Source organism: Streptomyces sp. NBC_00597 (assembly GCF_041431095.1).
Classification (GTDB): domain Bacteria; phylum Actinomycetota; class Actinomycetes; order Streptomycetales; family Streptomycetaceae; genus Streptomyces.
Map to the genome: position 1 here is coordinate 2,311,181 of NZ_CP107757.1, position 15,401 is coordinate 2,326,581.

The following is a 15,401-nucleotide window of genomic DNA, read 5'->3' on the forward strand; positions in this document are numbered from 1 at the left end:
CACTGCACGGGTGCCTCCCTTCATGACGGTCGCCGCGTACACCCCGCCCGGAGTCGGCATGCTCGCCGTCGGCATCGTCACCGAGGTCTTCGGCCCGCACGGCGAAGCACTGCCCGGATTCGACTTCGCGCTGTGCACCGACCGGCCCGGGCCGGTCCCGACCGATCTCGGCGTGCCGCTCACCATCGCGCACGGCCTGGACCGGCTCGCCTCGGCCGATCTGGTGATCGCCCTGCCGTGGGCCGGCTTCCGCACACCGCCCGCTCCCGCCGTGCTCGATGCGCTGTCGGCCGCGCACGAGCGGGGCGCACTGGTCGCGGCCCACTGCGTCGGCTCTTTCGCGCTCGCCGCCGCCGGACTGCTCGACGGCCGTCGCGCCACCACCCACTGGCGGTTCGCCGAACTGCTCGCCCGCCGCCACCCCGAAGTCACCGTCGAACCCGACGCCCTCTACATCGATGAGGGGAGCATCATCACGGGCGCGGGAGCCGCCGCCGGCTTCGATCTCTGCCTGCACCTGCTGAGGCGGGAGTACGGGGCCGCGATGGCCAATGCCGTGGCCCGGGACGTGGTGCTGCCCTCCCACCGCGACGGCGGGCAGGCGCAGTACCTGGCCGCCCCTGTCCCCGAAGACTGCCGCGACGAGCGTCTCACCGAGGTCCTCGCGTGGGCCCGCGAGAACCTCCACGAGCCGCTTCCCGTCGCGGAACTGGCCCGGCGCGCCGTGATGAGCAAGCGCTCCTTCGCCCGCCGCTTCACCGCCGCGACCGGCACCACCCCCCACGCCTGGCTGCGGGGCCTGCGGCTGAGCAGCGCCGAGGAACTGTTGGAGACCACGGACCTGCCGGTCGAGGAGATCGCCCGCCGTGTCGGCTACGGAAGCGCGGCCGTCCTGCGCGAACAGTTCGTGCGCCGCCGGGGCGTGCCGCCCCGCTCGTACCGCCGCTCCTTCACTAACGTGCCGTGACGGACGCGGGGCCGGCCGGGCCAGTCGTCGCGGATTGGCATTTGTCGACGGTCGCGGGCGAGTCCTACGGTCGGCGGATGCGCCTCCGAATCGTCGACGCCTTCACCGACCGCCCCTTCCGCGGAAACCCCGCCGGGGTCCTGCTCCTCGACGGGGAGTTCCCGCCGGACGCCTGGCTCCAGCAAGTCGCCGCCGAGGTCAACCTCTCCGAGACCGCCTTCGCCCACCCACTGCAGCCCGGCGGGGACGCCGACTGGGCCCTGCGCTGGTTCACCCCGTCCGCCGAGGTCGACATGTGCGGCCACGCCACGCTCGCCACGGCGCACGTGCTCGCGACGAGCGGCCTCGCCCGGGGGCTGATCCGGTTCTCCGCGCGGTGCGGCGTCCTCACCGCGGAGGCCGCCGGGGACGGCACGATCACGATGGACTTTCCGACGTCCTCCCTCACCCCGGCCCAGGCGGACCCCGCGGTCCAGAGCGCCCTCGGCGTCCCGATCAGGTCCGTCCACGACACGTCCGAGCACATCGGCGACCTGCTGGTCGAGCTGGCGGACGAGCGGACGGTACGCGAGCTCACCCCCGACATCGCCGCCCTGCGCGGCTACGCCCACCGCGGGGTGATCGTCACCGCGGCCGCCGAGGACCCCTCCCGCGGCTACGACTTCGTCTCCCGCGGCTTCTTCCCGGCCTTCGGGATCGACGAGGACCCGGTCACCGGCAGCGCCCACACCGCTCTCGCCCCGTTCTGGGCCGCCCGGCTGGGCCGTACCTCGCTCGTCGGCCTACAGGGCGGAGCGCGCACGGGACACGTCGCGGTCCGGCTGGCGGGCGACCGTACGCTCCTGACGGGCCACGCGGTCACCGTCATCGACGGCGAACTGCTCACCCGCCCCTGACGGGCGACCGGGAGGCCTACGGTGTCGGCAGCCAGCCGACCTTGCCCGCGAGCAGCGCGTACCCGCCGAAGGCCACGATGTCGAGCAGCGCGTGCGCGACGACGAGCGGTCCCACCCGGCCCCAGCGGCGGTACGCCAGGACGAAGACGACGCCCATCACCATGTTGCCGATGAAGCCGCCGATGCCCTGGTAGAGGTGGTACGAGCCGCGCAGCACCGAGCTGGCCAGCAGCGCGGCCAGGGGGGACCAGCCCAGCTGACCGAGCCTGCGCAGCAGGTAGGCCAGCACGATGATCTCCTCCACGACAGCGTTCTGCACCGCGGAGAGGATCAGCACGGGGAACTTCCACCACACGTCGGGCAGCGCCTCCGGCACGACCGTGAGGTTGGCCCCGCTCGACCGCGCCACCAGGTAGAAGGCCAGCCCCGCGCTCCCGATCCCGGCCGCGACCAGGGCTCCGCGCGCCAGGTCCCAGCCGGGCCGGGTACGGTCGAAGCCCAGCGCCCGCAGCCCCGGCACGCCCTCCCGGGTCAGCAGGTGGGCGACCAGCAGCACCGGCACCAGGGCGGTGCCGATGCCGAACAGCTGCCAGGCCAGGTCCAGCCAGGGCCGGCCGGGGGCATGCGAACCGTTGAGCGTGGCGGCCTGGTCCTTGAGGCCGCCCGGCTTGGTCAGCGAGCCGATGAAACTGATCAGCGAGGCGAAGGCGCTCGCTCCGAGCGAGAGCGCCAGCACGAGCAGCGTCTCGGTGCGCAGGACCCCCCGCCCGTTCTCGGGGTGCAACGCCTTGACCACCGGCTCCGGCTCCGCCCGCACGTCCGACTCCCGTTCCGCCGTTCCGCTTCGTCCCCCCATACTGCCTCTTCGGCGGGGGAACCGGATCACCGGACCGGGAACGCACGCGCAGCGGCCGTTTCAGCGCCGCACCGGCACCGGGGCGCTCACCTCCTCGTCCGCCAGTCCGACCGGCCAGGTGTGCACGGGATCGCCCTTGTGCATCAGCTCGCTGTAGCGCCGGGTGATCGCGGCCAGGGCCGCGTCCCGCCCCATCCCGGAGGCGAGCGCCCGGTGGTAGGTGTCCACCTGCCAGGTCGCGCCGTTGACCCGCCGCTGGCAGCGTTCCTCGATGATCCCGAGGTAGTGGTCACGGTCGGCGGGCTCGATGCCCCAGGCGTCCAGGCCGGCCGCCGCCATCGGCAGCAGCTCGTCCAGGACCAGGCGTACGGCGGACACGCTGGCCAGCCCGCCGCCCCGGCCGCGGCGCGGCCAGCGCAGCCGCGCGTCGATCCCGTACCGGCAGGCCGCGTCGAAGTTGGCCTCGGCCTCGGCGAACGGCAGCCGCGTCCACACCGGGCGCGGCTCGTCGGCGAGCGTGCGGACCAGCCCGTAGTAGAAGGCGGCGTTGGCCACCACGTCGGCGACGGTCGGGCCGGCCGGCAGCACGCGGTTCTCCACCCGCAGGTGCGGCATCCCGTCGGCGACCCCGTACACGGGCCGGTTCCACCGGTAGACCGTGCCGTTGTGCAGGACGAGTTCCTGCAGGCTCGGAACTCCTCCCTCGGCGAGCACGCGCAGCGGTTCCTCCTCGTCGCAGATGGGCAGCAGGGCGGGGAAGTACCTGACGTTCTCCGCGAAGAGCTCGTACGCCGACTCCACCCAGCGCTCCCCGAACCAGGTCCGCGGCCGTACCCCCTGGGCCTGGAGTTCAGGGGGGCGGGTGTCGGTGGCCTGCGTGAAAAGCGGCGGCCTCGACTCGCGCCACAGCTCGCGCCCGAACAGGAACGGCGAGTTGGCGCCGACGGCTATCTGTACGGCGGTGACCGCCTGCGCCGCGTTCCACACGTCGGCGAACCGGGCCGGCGTCACCTGGAGGTGCAGCTGTACGGAGGTGCAGGCGGCTTCCGGGACGATCGACCCGGTGCTCCAGGTGAGCCGCTCCACCCCGTCGATGTCGAGCACGAAGTCCTCGCCGCGCATCATCAGGATCTGCTCGTTCAGCAGCGAGTAGCGGTCCACCGCGGAGAGGTTGGCGGTGACCAGGTCGGCCCGGGTGATCGTGGGCAGGATGCCGATCATCACCACGCCGGCGTCGATCTCCGCGGCCTGGCGGTGGGCATAGCCGAGCCCTGCACTCAGTTCCTCGGCGAGCTGGTCGAATACCCGGCCGCCGAGCCGGTGCGGAAGGACGTTCACCTCCAGGTTGAACATTCCGAGTTCCGTCTGGAAATCCTGGCTCGCTATACGCTCCAGAACCTGGGCATTCACCATTCTCGGCAGCCCGTCGGCACCCGCCAGATTCAGCTCGATCTCCAGCCCCATCATGTTCTTGGGGCGATCGAACCTCTTCTCCGCCAGAAGCCGCTCCAGCCCCTCCAGGCACTCGTGAAGCTTCCTCCGGTACTTCTGCCGATCGGACAGGTCGAATCCGCCCGCCACGACCTTCTCCCCCATCGAAGCTTCCCTCCTCGAATGGGCCTGGCTTGTGACACCCAGGCGCGCATGTACGGTCGATGATGCCCCGGAGGCGTGATCGATAACGCCGCGGGGGTGTGCATGGCGGGGAGCGCGCGCCGGTTTGGCCGAAGGGCGCTATGGCACATTCCCTTGGCAAGGCATCTCATGCAAATTCCGCATGCGTTTTGCCGGTTCCAGATAATGGACGCTTTCCAGCCGAGCCCCTGTCCGGTAACCTCCGAGGTCAGCGCGACTTGTTCGCGCGCAACCGGCATGAAAGCCATGTCAGCGGGACCGGTAAGCGACTTGTCGGCAATAGGCGGGACAGCTAGCCGAAACACTGCGTGAACACATGTCGTATAAACTCCGCAAACGAGGCAGAGAGTTGGCGCGCGGCCATTGCCCCTCAGCCCCCCTCTGGCCCCAGAATGCGACAGCGCCGTCCGCACCTGCCCCGTTCCACAGGTCTCCCAAGTGAGAGGCGACCCACCATGCCGCTGCATGTCCCTCCGGCTCCCGCGCCCGCCCTGCGCAGCGTCCTCGCGGCACTCGGTTCCCCCACCGCCGTCCATGAGGCGCACACTCCGGCCCTGCGCGCGCTGCAGGGTCCGATGACCGCCGAACTGCCCCTGCCGGTCCACGTCCTCGACCGGCTGAACATCTCCCAGCTGGCGGCGGGGGGCCGCCCGCCCCGCACCCGGCTGACCGCCTGGCGGTTCCTGATCCGCAGCGGCGACCGCTACGTGGCCGCCGCGGACACCCGGCTGACCCCGGACGGCTGGGTCTTCTCCCATTTCTTCGAGGGCCCCTACGTCGCGGCCACCGAACGCGCCCTGCGCCAGGCGGAGTCCCTCGGCAAGAACTACCAGCCGCGGCTGCTCTCCGTACCCGAGCTGTACATGATGACGCTGTGGCTGCACGGGGCGGTCGGCGCCGACGCCTCCGCCGGGCTGCCGGCCCCCGCGGATCTCCTGGTGCCACTGGCGCCGGCCCCGCCCGGCATCGCCCCGTACCGGCCGCACCCGGTGTCCGAACTACTGCCCGTGATGACGCACCGGCTCACTCCGCCGAGCCCGCCGGTCCCGCCGTCACTGGCCGCGCCGGCCGCCTGAGCGGGGCCCGAGGGGGCTGCGAGGAGGGTCTGCGCGGTGTCTGAGCAGGTGCGTTCCGGGTCGCTGGCCCGTACGACCCATTCGGCCTAGCCCACTCGGGCCACCAGCGAACCACCCGAAATGACAGGGGAGTTGACCTGAACCGCCCGCACGAGTGATGCGTCATCAATCTATGAGGACAGCTGCCGGGAAATCCCTGCGGACGCAACTCCGTAGGGCAACACTGGGATCCTGACCAAACCAAGACGTTGATACGGGGGGCGGCCATGAACAAGGCATCGAGCCGCAGCACACAGACCACACCGCAGCGAAAGAACGCATCCATGTGCCAGCACCAGCCAGCGTGCCCGTCAGCCGACTCCGCCGACCGGGAGGCCGCCAAGCCGTTGGCCAACCACCCGGAACAGGGCTGGAGCCTGCTGTGCAACGGCGTCCTGCTCTTCGAGGACACCGGTGAGCTGCTGCCGGACGGCCAGATCATCGCCCCGCACCGCCCGCTCGCGGCGGCGCAGGTGATGAAGGCGGCCTAGACGGCGACAGCACGGAACGGAATGAAGCAGCACGGAACGAAGCAGCACGCAACGACGAAGGGCCGGCCCGGGAATCATTCTCCCGGACCGGCCCTTCGTCATGCCGTCACCTCACACGGATGTGTCAGGTCGCCGAACGGGCAGGTGCCCTGCGGCTGCGGCTCGGTCGCGCTCAGTTGTCGTACTCGTCCAGCGGCGGGCAGGAGCACACCAGGTTGCGGTCGCCGAAGGCACCGTCGATGCGGCGCACCGGCGGCCAGTACTTCTCCGACGCCGTGACCCCGCCCGGGAAGACGGCCTCGTCACGGCTGTACGGGTGGTTCCACTCGCCGCCCAGCGCCGCAGCGGTGTGCGGGGAGTTGGCCAGCGGGTTGTCCTCCACGGGCCACTCGCCGCCCGCGACCCGGTCGATCTCGCCGCGGATGGCGATCATCGCGTCGCAGAAGCGGTCGATCTCGGCGAGGTCCTCGGACTCCGTCGGCTCGATCATCAGCGTGCCGGCCACCGGGAAGGACATGGTCGGGGCGTGGAAACCGTAGTCGATCAGACGCTTGGCGATGTCGTCCACGCTCACGCCCGTCGCCTTCGACAGCGGGCGCAGGTCGATGATGCACTCGTGCGCGACCAGGTTGCCCGGGCCGGTGTAGAGCACCGGGTAGTGCGGCTCCAGGCGCTTGGCGATGTAGTTCGCGCCCAGCACCGCCACCTGGGTGGCGCGCTTGAGGCCCTCGCCGCCCATGAGGCGCACGTACGACCACGAGATCGGCAGGATGCCCGCCGAGCCCCACGGCGCCGCCGAGATCGGGCCTACGCCCGTCTCCGGGCCCGCGGTCGGCTGCAGCGGGTGGTTGGGCAGGTACGGGGCCAGGTGCGCCCGGACACCGACCGGGCCGACGCCCGGGCCGCCGCCGCCGTGCGGGATGCAGAAGGTCTTGTGCAGGTTCAGGTGCGAGACGTCGCCACCGAAGTGACCCGGCTTGGCCAGGCCCACCAGGGCGTTGAGGTTGGCACCGTCGACGTAGACCTGGCCGCCGGCGTCGTGCACCTGGGCACAGATGTCGGCGACGTGCTCCTCGAACACACCGTGCGTCGAGGGGTACGTGATCATCAGCACGGCGAGTTCGTCGCGGTACTGCTCGATCTTGGCGCGCAGGTCGGCCGCGTCCACCTCGCCGTCGTCGGCGGTCTTGACGACGACGACCTTCATGCCGGCCATCACGGCGCTGGCGGCGTTGGTGCCGTGCGCGGAGGACGGGATGAGGCAGACGGTGCGCTGCTCGTCGCCGTTCGCCCGGTGGTAGGCGCGGACGGCCAGCAGGCCGGCGAGCTCGCCCTGGGAGCCGGCGTTCGGCTGGATGGAGACCTTGTCGTAGCCGGTGACCTCGCAGAGACGTTCCTCCAGCTCGGTGATGAGCGTGAGGTACCCCTCCGCCTGCCCGACCGGGGCGAACGGGTGCAGCTGACCGAACTCGGGCCAGGTGACCGGCTCCATCTCGGTGGTCGCGTTGAGCTTCATGGTGCAGGAGCCCAGCGGGATCATGCCGCGGTCCAGCGCGTAGTCCTTGTCCGCCAGCTTGCGCAGGTAGCGCAGCATCGCGGTCTCGCTGCGGTGCTGGTGGAACACCGGGTGCGCCAGGTAGTCGTCCGAGCGCAGCAGGGCCTCGGGCAGCGCGTCGGCCGTGGTCTCGTCGAGGGCCTCGATGTCCGCGGCGGAGCCGTCGACGCCGAAGGCGGCCCAGACGGCCTCGATGTCGGCGCGCAGCGTCGTCTCGTCGCAGGAGACGGAGACGTGGTCGGCGTCGACCTGGAACAGGTTGACCCCGCCCTCGCGCGCGGCGGCCACGACCTCGGCGGCCTTGCCGGGCACCCGGGCGGTGACGGTGTCGAAGTACGAGCCGTGCACCAGCTCGACCCCGCCGGCCGTCAGACCGGCCGCGAGCAGGGACGCGTAGCGGTGCGTACGGCGGGCGATCGTCCGCAGGCCGTCCGGACCGTGGTAGACGGCGTACATGCCGGCCATGACGGCCAGCAGCACCTGCGCGGTGCAGATGTTGCTGGTGGCCTTCTCGCGGCGGATGTGCTGCTCACGGGTCTGCAGCGCCAGGCGGTACGCCTTGTTGCCGTCCGCGTCCACGGAGACGCCGACGAGGCGGCCGGGCAGCGAGCGGGCGTGCTTGTCCTGGACGGCCATGTAGCCGGCGTGCGGGCCGCCGAAGCCCATCGGGACGCCGAAGCGCTGGGTGGTGCCGACGGCGATGTCGGCGCCGAGCGCGCCCGGGGAGGTCAGCAGGGTCAGGGCGAGCAGGTCGGCGGAGACGGCGACGATCGCGCCCAGGCCGTGCGCCTGGTCGATGACCGGCTTGATGTCCCGTACGGCACCGGAGGCGCCCGGGTACTGGAGGAGCACACCGTAGACGCCGCGCTCGGCGACCTCGGCCGGGATGCCCTCGGACAGGTCGGCGACGACGACCTCGATGCCGATCGGCTCGGCGCGGGTCTCGATCACGGCGATGGTCTGGGGCAGCGCGTCGGCGTCGACGAGGAAGACGTTGCCCTTGGACTTGCCGACGCGGCGGGCCAGCGTCATGGCCTCGGCGGCCGCGGTGCCCTCGTCGAGCAGGGAGGCGCCGGAGGTCGGCAGGCCGGTGAGGTCCGCGACGACGGTCTGGAAGTTGAGGAGCGCCTCAAGGCGGCCCTGCGAGATTTCGGGCTGGTAGGGCGTGTACGCCGTGTACCAGGCCGGGTTCTCCATGACGTTGCGCAGGATCACCGGCGGGGTGAAGGTCCCGTAGTAGCCGAGACCGATCATCGACGTCAGGACCTGGTTGCGGTCGGCGAGCGAACGCAGCTCGGCCAGTACCTCGGCCTCGGTCCGCGCCTCGGGCAGGTTCAGCGCCTCGGCGCTCTTGATCACATCTGGTACCGCGGCGGCGGTCAGTTCGTCCAGCGAGCCGTAGCCCACGTGGGCGAGCATCTTCGCCTGCGCCTCGGCGTCCGGGCCGATGTGGCGCTGCTCGAAGGGGATCCCTCGCTCCAGCTGGGAGAGCGGAATGCGGTTGGCGGTCATGTACGGAGGCCTCCTGGGTCGTACGACCTGCGAGGGGCACCACGGCGCGGGCACCCGGACGGCCTCCCCCTCTGTCATCTCAACCTGAGAGCTTCACCGGAGTCACGGGGATGGCCCGCGGCCTCCGGCTTTCACCGTCGGTGAGGAGGGGAACCGGCACTGCGCGCCCGGCACCCGCCCCTGCTTTCCAGAGTGGCCTCGTCACGTGCGGTACGTATGCCTGAGAGATTCCGGGGAGGATTTGCTCCTTCGGCGCCTCCGTCATGCTCACTCGGAGGACTCTCCCGCACAGGGTCAACAGCCGCCACCCAGCCTACCAGCGCGGTTCTGGGTCCTCCTTCGAGTGGCCTCCGCTGCGGAAATGCCCTTCTGTAGTCATTACGGAGGAGTTGCGACCATATGGAGGGACCGTGCAGACCGACATCGATCCGCGCAGCCTGATCGGCCGCAAGGCGTTCGACCGCAACGGAACCAAGATCGGCACCGTCGACGAGGTCTATCTCGACGATGCCACGGGCGTGCCCGAATGGGCCGCAGTCCGGACGGGCCTGTTCAGCCGGGACGCCTTCGTCCCCCTGGAGCCGAGCGAGGTCGTCGACGACACCCTGCGGGTCCCCTTCGAGCGCTCCCTCATCAAGGACGCCCCGGATTTCGGCGTCGGCCGCCACCTCTCCCCCGAGCAGGAGCTGCAGCTCTACCACCACTACGGGCTGGACGTCTCCCTCCCGTCGGACATCCGGCGCGACTTCGGCCGCCTGGCGAACGGCGACGACTCCGCCTAGGCGGCTCCGCTCGCAGGCGGCTCGGCCCGGGCGTCCGGCGCGGTCTTCCCCACGAGGGGCAGCGGATCGGAGGGCTCCAGCTCGGGGTCCTCCACCCGGAAGGTGCGTACCCGGCCCGGTGGCGATCCGGGCCGCTCGAAGCGCACGGTCACCCGGCCGACCCCGCTGCCCTGGACCCAGCCGGGCCCGTAGACGGCGTGCAGTACGTCGCTCCCGGCCGGCCAGCGCCGCTCCGGGACGGTCTCCGGGGTCACGGACGCAAGCGCACCCTCGGGAGCCTCCAGGGGCCCGCCAGGCCCCGCAGACCCACCAGGGGCACCGGACTCTCCCGCCCCTCCCCTACCGTCGACCTCCTCAGCCACGTCCGACTCGGCGGCTCCGCCCGACGCAGCCGTGTCCGCCGCCGCCTCCGCGGCCATGGACTGGGCGAACAGGTCCTCCTGCGTGTAGTCCGCCAGGCCCGTCACGCCCACCCCCAGGAGCCGCACCCCGCCCGTGGTGTCCACCGCCTCCAAGAGCCGCGCCGCGGCCTCCCGCACCACCGCGGGGTCGTCGGTGGGCCCCCGCAGCGTCTCGGAGCGCGTCAGCGTCGAGAAGTCGTAGCGCCGCACCTTCAGCACGATCGTGCGTCCCGAGTGGCCCGAGCCCCTCAGCCTCTGCACGCACCGGTCGGCGAGCCGCTGCACCTCGTTGCGGATCCGCACCCGGTCGTGCAGGTCCACGTCGAAGGTGTCCTCGACCGACACGGACTTCGCGTCGCGCTCGGCGACCACCGGCCGGTCGTCCAGCCCCAGCGCCATCCGGTACAGGCCGACCCCGTGCGAGCGCCCGACCATCCGGACCAGCTCGTCCTCACCGGCCTCGGCCAGCTCTCCCACGGTGGTGATCCCGGCCCGCCGCAGGTGCTCCCCGGTCGCCGGCCCCACCCCCGGCAGGGTCCGCACCGACATGGGCGCGAGCAGGGCCCGCTCGGTCCCCGGCTCGATCAGCAGCAGCCCGTCGGGCTTGGCCTCCTCCGAGGCCACCTTCGCCAGCATCTTCGACCCCGCCAGCCCCACCGACGCGCTGAGGCCGGTCGCGGCCTGGATGGCCGCCCGCAGCATCTGTCCCGTCTCCAGGGCGGCTTCCGCGTCGAAGGCGGCGCCGCCCGCCTCCAGGTCCACGAAGGCTTCGTCCAGGCTGAGGGGCTCCACGAGCGGTGACAGCTCCCGCAGCAGCGCCATGACCACGTCACTGACCGCCCGGTACAGGCTGAAGCGCGGGATCAGGTAGGCGCCGTTCGGGCAGAGCCGGCGCGCCTGGGCCGTCGGCATCGCCGAGTGCACCCCGAAGCGCCGGGCCTCGTAGGACGCGGTGGCGACCACCCCGCGCGGACCGAGCCCGCCGACGATCACGGCCTTGCCGCGCAGGCTCGGCTTCGACGCCTGCTCCACGGAGGCGTAGAAGGCGTCCATGTCCAGGTGCAGGATGGTCGGCGCGGCTCTCACAGCCCTGATGCTGCCCCATGCCACCGACAATCGGCCGGGACGGAGCGCGGCGGCTCCGCGGCCGGGCCGGGGACCGTGCTCAACCGGCGCGGTTGCGCCGCGCGGCCAGCTCGTCCGTCGGGTTGTGGCCGACCACCGTCTCCCCGGTGTCGACCCGCTCGCCGTGCAGCTGCGACAGCGCGTTCTCGACGTCGCGCCAGACCACGCCCACGGCGATGCCGAAGACGCCCTGCCCGCCCTGGAGCAGGCTCACGACCTGGTCCGGCGAGGTGCACTCGTACACGGTGGCGCCGTCGCTCATCAGCGTCATGCGCTCCAGGTCCGAGAAACCGCGGTCGCGCAGGTGCTGTACCGCGGTCCGGATGCTCTGCAACGCCACCCCGGTGTCCAGGAAGCGCTTGACGATCTTGAGGACGACGACGTCCCGGAAGCTGTAGAGGCGCTGCGTCCCGGAGCCGTACGCGGGACGCACCGTGGGCTCCACCAGCCCGGTGCGCGCCCAGTAGTCCAGTTGGCGGTACGTGATGCCCGCCGCGGCGCACGCGGTCGGGCCCCGGTAGCCCACCGGCTCGGGTGCCGGGTCCGCGCCCACCGGAGCGACCGGCGCCGTTTCCGGCTGACGGCGCGCGGAACCCGCCGCACTGCCGTGGAGCGGGTACGGCCCACCGTCACTCCGCACGGGGATGCCCCCGGTCGTACCGTCGCCCGTGACTCTCACGCCGACCCTCCGTCCTTGACCTGCCCCCTCGAAGGTAGGCAGTCACCAGGGGTGCGTCAACGATCGCCACACTCGGCACGCCGAGTGATAATCACCCTGAGAGTGGTTTCCCGTGTCCTTGGACGGGGAACGGCTCTCCGAATGGGCTGTCACTGCTCGTGACGGCGCGGCCCACGGCTCACTGCGGCCCGGTGCCGAAGTCCTCCGGAGAGATCTGGTCGAGGAACTCGCGGAACTTCTCCACCTCGTCCTCCTGCTCGTCCGGAATGGCGATGCCGGCGTCGTCCAGCACGCCGTCGCTCCCGTAGATCGGCGTCCCCGTGCGCAGGGCCAGCGCTATGGCGTCGGAAGGCCGCGCGCTCACCTCGACCCCGCTGGCGAAGACGAGCTCCGCGTAGAAGACGCCCTCCCGCAGATCCGTGATCCGGACCTCGGTGAGCTCCTCGCCGATCGCCTCCAGCACGTCCTTGAACAGGTCGTGCGTCAGCGGCCGGGCAGGGGCCATGCCCTGCTGGGCGAAGGCAATGGCGGTCGCCTCCCCTGGTCCAATCCAGATGGGGAGGTACCGGTCGCCTCCCACTTCACGCAGGAGCACGATCGGTTGGTTGGAGGGCATTTCCACCCGGACACCCACAACGTCGAGCTCGTTCACACAGCAACCCTAGGACCTGCTCGGCAGGTTTGGGTAGTCGGGCCCCCTCGGAGATCACCGAGGTCAGTGCAGACGGACCCCGAGCGCGGTCTGCACCAAGGCCTCGTGGAGCCGTACGGAGAGCCCTGCGAGCTCTTTCAAGGTGGCCTCGGCGTGCGCCCTGGTCTGCGGGTTGCGGTGCCGCCGCAAGGGTGCCACGACCTGCTCCACCAGACCCGCCTCACGGTCCGCGGCGGCCTTCATGGCCCGCAGGTGCCTCGGCTCCAGCCCGAACCGGCCCAGATCCGCCACCAGCCGGGCCACGGTGACCGCCTCCGCGTCGAATCCGCCGCCCGGAGCCTCGCCGATCAGCCCGTACGACTCCCACTCGGCCAGCTGCACCTCGTCCACCTCGGCGGCGGCGAGCAGCTCCGCGCGGCCCACCCGGGCCGCGGTCGTCCGTTCCCGACCCACCTCGCCGTAGACGGCGGCGGGGCCGGCGGGATCGACGGAATCCCCGTGCGCCGTGGGGGCCGGGATGCGGATCTGTTCGCCCCGGGCGAGCGCGTCCAGCTGTTCGCGGATGACTTTCAACGGCAGGTAGTGGTCCCGCTGCAGACGCAGGATCCGGGCCAGCCGCTCGACGTCCTCGGTGCTGAACTTGCGGTATCCGGAAGGCGTGCGTTTGGGCTCGACGAGCCCCTCCGCCTCTAGGAAGCGGATCTTCGAGATCGTGACTTCGGGGAACTCGTCACGCAGCAGGGTGAGCACCGTACCGATGCTCACCAGCCGCCTGGCCGAGCCGACGCTGCCGGCGGTGCCGCTCTTCGGGGCACCGCCGGTGGGGGGACGCAGCATGGGACCTTCCCTTGAAGGGTCAGACGCCCCGCAGGCTCGCGTAGAAGACCAGCCGGTACTTGCCGATCTGCACCTCGTCGCCGTTGTGCAGGGCGACCGCGTCGATCGGCTCACGGTTCACGTACGTGCCGTTGAGGCTGCCCACGTCGGAGACGGTGAAGCCACCGTCCTGGCTCCTGCGGAACTCGACATGCCGCCGGGAGACCGTGACGTCGTCCAGGAAGATGTCGCTCTGCGGGTGCCGACCCGCCGTGGTCAGCTCACCGTCCAGCAGGAAGCGGCTGCCCGAGTTGGGGCCGCGCCGCACGATCAGCAGGGCGGAACCCGGGGGAAGGGCTTCCACCGCGGCCTGGGCCTCGGGGGACAGCGAGGACGACACGTGCTGCTGTCCCGACACCTCGGCCTCGTAGGCCTCAAGGCCCGAGATCGAGATGGTGGACGTGGTCTCCGAGGCACGCTCCGGCGTCAGACCCGCCCGCAGCGGCGCGCCGCAGTTGGAGCAGAACCGGCTGGCCGCATCGCTACGGTGTCCGCACCTGCTGCAAACCTGCTCGGCCGACATGGACGGCTCCTCGCGCCGCGGCTGCCCCGCGGAGGCATTGGTGGCATACGGGTCGGAGGTAAACCCTCCACCCGAACTTGAGGTTGATGGTTCACCGAAACCTATGCGTCCGGAACCCGCAGGGTCAACAGACGACGCGCCGGGAACGTCCCCCGTACCGGCGACCTCGTCGCGGAAGAGCGGTCGGTCGCCCTGACCTTCCGCTTCTCCCTGCCCCGCACGGTGCCTGGACGCACCGCTTTCCTCGCGGTTCTTCTTGCCGAACAACTTCTCAAACAACTTCACGGGCGATTCCCCTTGAACGAAACAGACCCGCCCGTGGGGCAGGACGAACTCCGAATGCACACACCTGCCGACCCGGACATCCTCACAACGTCCGTATCCACCAGACAGTTTCCACCACGCAGCACTACTTCAGTGCGTCGACCCCCCGCAGGCATCAGCCCGCGTGAGACCGCCCGCGCTCCGCCCTGCGTCACGACGATGACGACCGAGCGTAGTCAGGCTGCTTCGCAGCCCGCAAGGCATCCACAACGATCTTCGCCGACCGTGTGACGGCGACGGTGGCCTGTTCCTTCTCCAGCGTCTGCACGACACCGCCGGGGATGTTCAGGGCGGGCTCCAGATCCTGCGGCTTACCGATCACCTTGAACTCATAAGGCTGTGTGATCTTCTTACCGTCGATCCCGACACCACCGCCCTCGTCCGAGAAGAACGAGCTCGCCACGACGCGCACACCGTTGATCTGGATCGCCTCGGCCCCGGCCGCCCGCAGCTCCTGGAGGGTGTCCAGCAGCTGGTCCGACTGCACCTGACCCTTGGGATCGGTGATCTTCAGCGTGATGCCCGGTCCCTGCGCTGCCACCGTACCGGCCAGGATCCCGAGTTGGCGTTCCTTCTCGACGGTCTGCCGACGGGCCTCCTCCGCCTGGTTGGAGCTGCTCTCCAGTTCCCTGCGCTGGTCCTCCAGGCGCTGCTTCTCGTCCTCCAGGCGCTTGGTGCGGCCGTCCAGCTCGTCGAGGATCCGTACGAGGTCCTCCTGGCGGGCTCCGCGCAGCGCGCTGGAGTCGCTGTTCGACCGCACCTGGATGGCCAGGCCCAGCCCGAGGACGAACAGGAGCAGCGCGACGATCAGTTGGGCCCGGCTCACGCGCGGCGGCCACAACCCCTCCGCCAGCCGCTGCCGGCCGGTCTGCGCGGGCGCGGCGTCCTTGACGCCCTCTTCGACCACCGCGGGCTCCACCGGCTGCGCCGGGCGGGCGGGCTGCGCCGGCTCGTCCTGCGGCGGCAGCTCCGAGCCCATCGGCTCCTCGGGCGGATTGTCGTTCGTACCCAT

Annotated in this window: 14 protein-coding genes and 1 riboswitch; of the genes, 5 read left to right on the plus strand and 9 right to left on the minus strand. The window is 71.1% G+C overall.

Annotation, left to right across the window (positions count from 1 at the left end; translation table 11 throughout):
- The first annotated feature begins 22 nt into the window (after positions 1-22).
- Together OG974_RS10120 and OG974_RS10125 are read left to right on the plus strand one after the other, a co-directional pair.
- Positions 23-967 (plus strand): helix-turn-helix domain-containing protein, encoded by a 945-nt coding sequence (locus OG974_RS10120; RefSeq protein WP_327286031.1) that lies wholly within the window; start codon positions 23-25, stop codon positions 965-967.
- Positions 968-1,044: 77 nt separating this feature from the next.
- Complete coding sequence (locus tag OG974_RS10125) at positions 1,045-1,863, plus strand: PhzF family phenazine biosynthesis isomerase (RefSeq protein WP_327282358.1); 819 nt, start codon at positions 1,045-1,047, stop codon at positions 1,861-1,863.
- A gap of 16 nt (positions 1,864-1,879) precedes the next feature.
- Here OG974_RS10125 and OG974_RS10130 read toward each other — a convergent pair whose 3' ends face one another.
- Together OG974_RS10130 and OG974_RS10135 are read right to left on the minus strand one after the other, a co-directional pair.
- On the minus strand, positions 1,880-2,719 hold the full coding sequence (locus tag OG974_RS10130; RefSeq protein WP_371646233.1) for a CPBP family intramembrane glutamic endopeptidase: 840 nt from the start codon (positions 2,717-2,719) through the stop codon (positions 1,880-1,882).
- Between the two features lie 60 nt (positions 2,720-2,779).
- Positions 2,780-4,315, minus strand: coding sequence for a glutamate-cysteine ligase family protein (locus tag OG974_RS10135; RefSeq protein ID WP_327282359.1), 1,536 nt, complete (start codon positions 4,313-4,315; stop codon positions 2,780-2,782).
- 494 nt (positions 4,316-4,809) lie between these two features.
- Here OG974_RS10135 and OG974_RS10140 point away from each other — a divergent pair, with 494 nt between their 5' ends.
- A complete protein-coding gene (locus OG974_RS10140; protein WP_327282360.1) occupies positions 4,810-5,430 on the plus strand; it encodes a hypothetical protein in 621 nt (206 codons plus the stop codon).
- 323 nt (positions 5,431-5,753) lie between these two features.
- Positions 5,754-5,960, plus strand: a complete 207-nt coding sequence (locus OG974_RS10145) for a DUF5999 family protein (RefSeq protein ID WP_308284656.1) — start codon at positions 5,754-5,756, stop codon at positions 5,958-5,960.
- Positions 5,961-6,132: 172 nt separating this feature from the next.
- On the opposite strand, the gene gcvP is transcribed toward OG974_RS10145, so the two are convergent.
- On the minus strand, positions 6,133-9,027 hold the full coding sequence (gene gcvP, locus OG974_RS10150) for an aminomethyl-transferring glycine dehydrogenase (protein WP_327282361.1): 2,895 nt from the start codon (positions 9,025-9,027) through the stop codon (positions 6,133-6,135).
- 198 nt (positions 9,028-9,225) lie between these two features.
- Positions 9,226-9,324, minus strand: a riboswitch (glycine riboswitch).
- Positions 9,325-9,437: 113 nt separating this feature from the next.
- Between gcvP and OG974_RS10155 the strand changes: the two genes are divergently transcribed.
- A complete protein-coding gene (locus tag OG974_RS10155) occupies positions 9,438-9,809 on the plus strand; it encodes a PRC-barrel domain-containing protein (RefSeq protein WP_327282362.1) in 372 nt (123 codons plus the stop codon).
- On the opposite strand, the gene OG974_RS10160 is transcribed toward OG974_RS10155, so the two are convergent.
- From OG974_RS10160 to OG974_RS10185, 6 genes are all read right to left on the minus strand, one after another.
- Positions 9,806-11,296, minus strand: coding sequence for a DNA polymerase IV (locus OG974_RS10160; protein WP_327282363.1), 1,491 nt, complete (start codon positions 11,294-11,296; stop codon positions 9,806-9,808). The genes OG974_RS10155 and OG974_RS10160 overlap by 4 nt on opposite strands.
- A 79-nt stretch (positions 11,297-11,375) precedes the next feature.
- On the minus strand, positions 11,376-12,014 hold the full coding sequence (locus tag OG974_RS10165; RefSeq protein ID WP_371646236.1) for a MerR family transcriptional regulator: 639 nt from the start codon (positions 12,012-12,014) through the stop codon (positions 11,376-11,378).
- Positions 12,015-12,192: 178 nt separating this feature from the next.
- Positions 12,193-12,666: a bifunctional nuclease family protein gene (locus OG974_RS10170; RefSeq protein WP_030009777.1), complete on the minus strand. Its 474-nt coding sequence runs from the start codon at positions 12,664-12,666 to the stop codon at positions 12,193-12,195.
- A 63-nt stretch (positions 12,667-12,729) separates the two neighbouring features.
- Positions 12,730-13,503 carry a MerR family transcriptional regulator gene (locus OG974_RS10175; protein ID WP_327282365.1) on the minus strand — a complete coding sequence of 258 codons (774 nt, stop codon included), beginning with the start codon at positions 13,501-13,503 and terminating at the stop codon, positions 12,730-12,732.
- A gap of 19 nt (positions 13,504-13,522) precedes the next feature.
- Complete coding sequence (locus OG974_RS10180; protein ID WP_328762071.1) at positions 13,523-14,410, minus strand: FHA domain-containing protein; 888 nt, start codon at positions 14,408-14,410, stop codon at positions 13,523-13,525.
- 130 nt (positions 14,411-14,540) lie between these two features.
- Positions 14,541-15,401, minus strand: coding sequence for a DUF881 domain-containing protein (locus OG974_RS10185; protein WP_328762073.1), 861 nt, complete (start codon positions 15,399-15,401; stop codon positions 14,541-14,543).

Coding starts and splice junctions, on each gene's coding strand:
- OG974_RS10120 (WP_327286031.1), top strand. CDS start 23: ATGACGGTCGCCGCGTACACCCCGCCCGGAGTCGGCATGCTCGCCGTC.
- OG974_RS10125 (WP_327282358.1), top strand. CDS start 1,045: ATGCGCCTCCGAATCGTCGACGCCTTCACCGACCGCCCCTTCCGCGGA.
- OG974_RS10130 (WP_371646233.1), bottom strand. CDS start 2,719: ATGGGGGGACGAAGCGGAACGGCGGAACGGGAGTCGGACGTGCGGGCG.
- OG974_RS10135 (WP_327282359.1), bottom strand. CDS start 4,315: ATGGGGGAGAAGGTCGTGGCGGGCGGATTCGACCTGTCCGATCGGCAG.
- OG974_RS10140 (WP_327282360.1), top strand. CDS start 4,810: ATGCCGCTGCATGTCCCTCCGGCTCCCGCGCCCGCCCTGCGCAGCGTC.
- OG974_RS10145 (WP_308284656.1), top strand. CDS start 5,754: ATGTGCCAGCACCAGCCAGCGTGCCCGTCAGCCGACTCCGCCGACCGG.
- gcvP (WP_327282361.1), bottom strand. CDS start 9,027: ATGACCGCCAACCGCATTCCGCTCTCCCAGCTGGAGCGAGGGATCCCC.
- OG974_RS10175 (WP_327282365.1), bottom strand. CDS start 13,503: ATGCTGCGTCCCCCCACCGGCGGTGCCCCGAAGAGCGGCACCGCCGGC.
- OG974_RS10185 (WP_328762073.1), bottom strand. CDS start 15,401: ATGGGTACGAACGACAATCCGCCCGAGGAGCCGATGGGCTCGGAGCTG.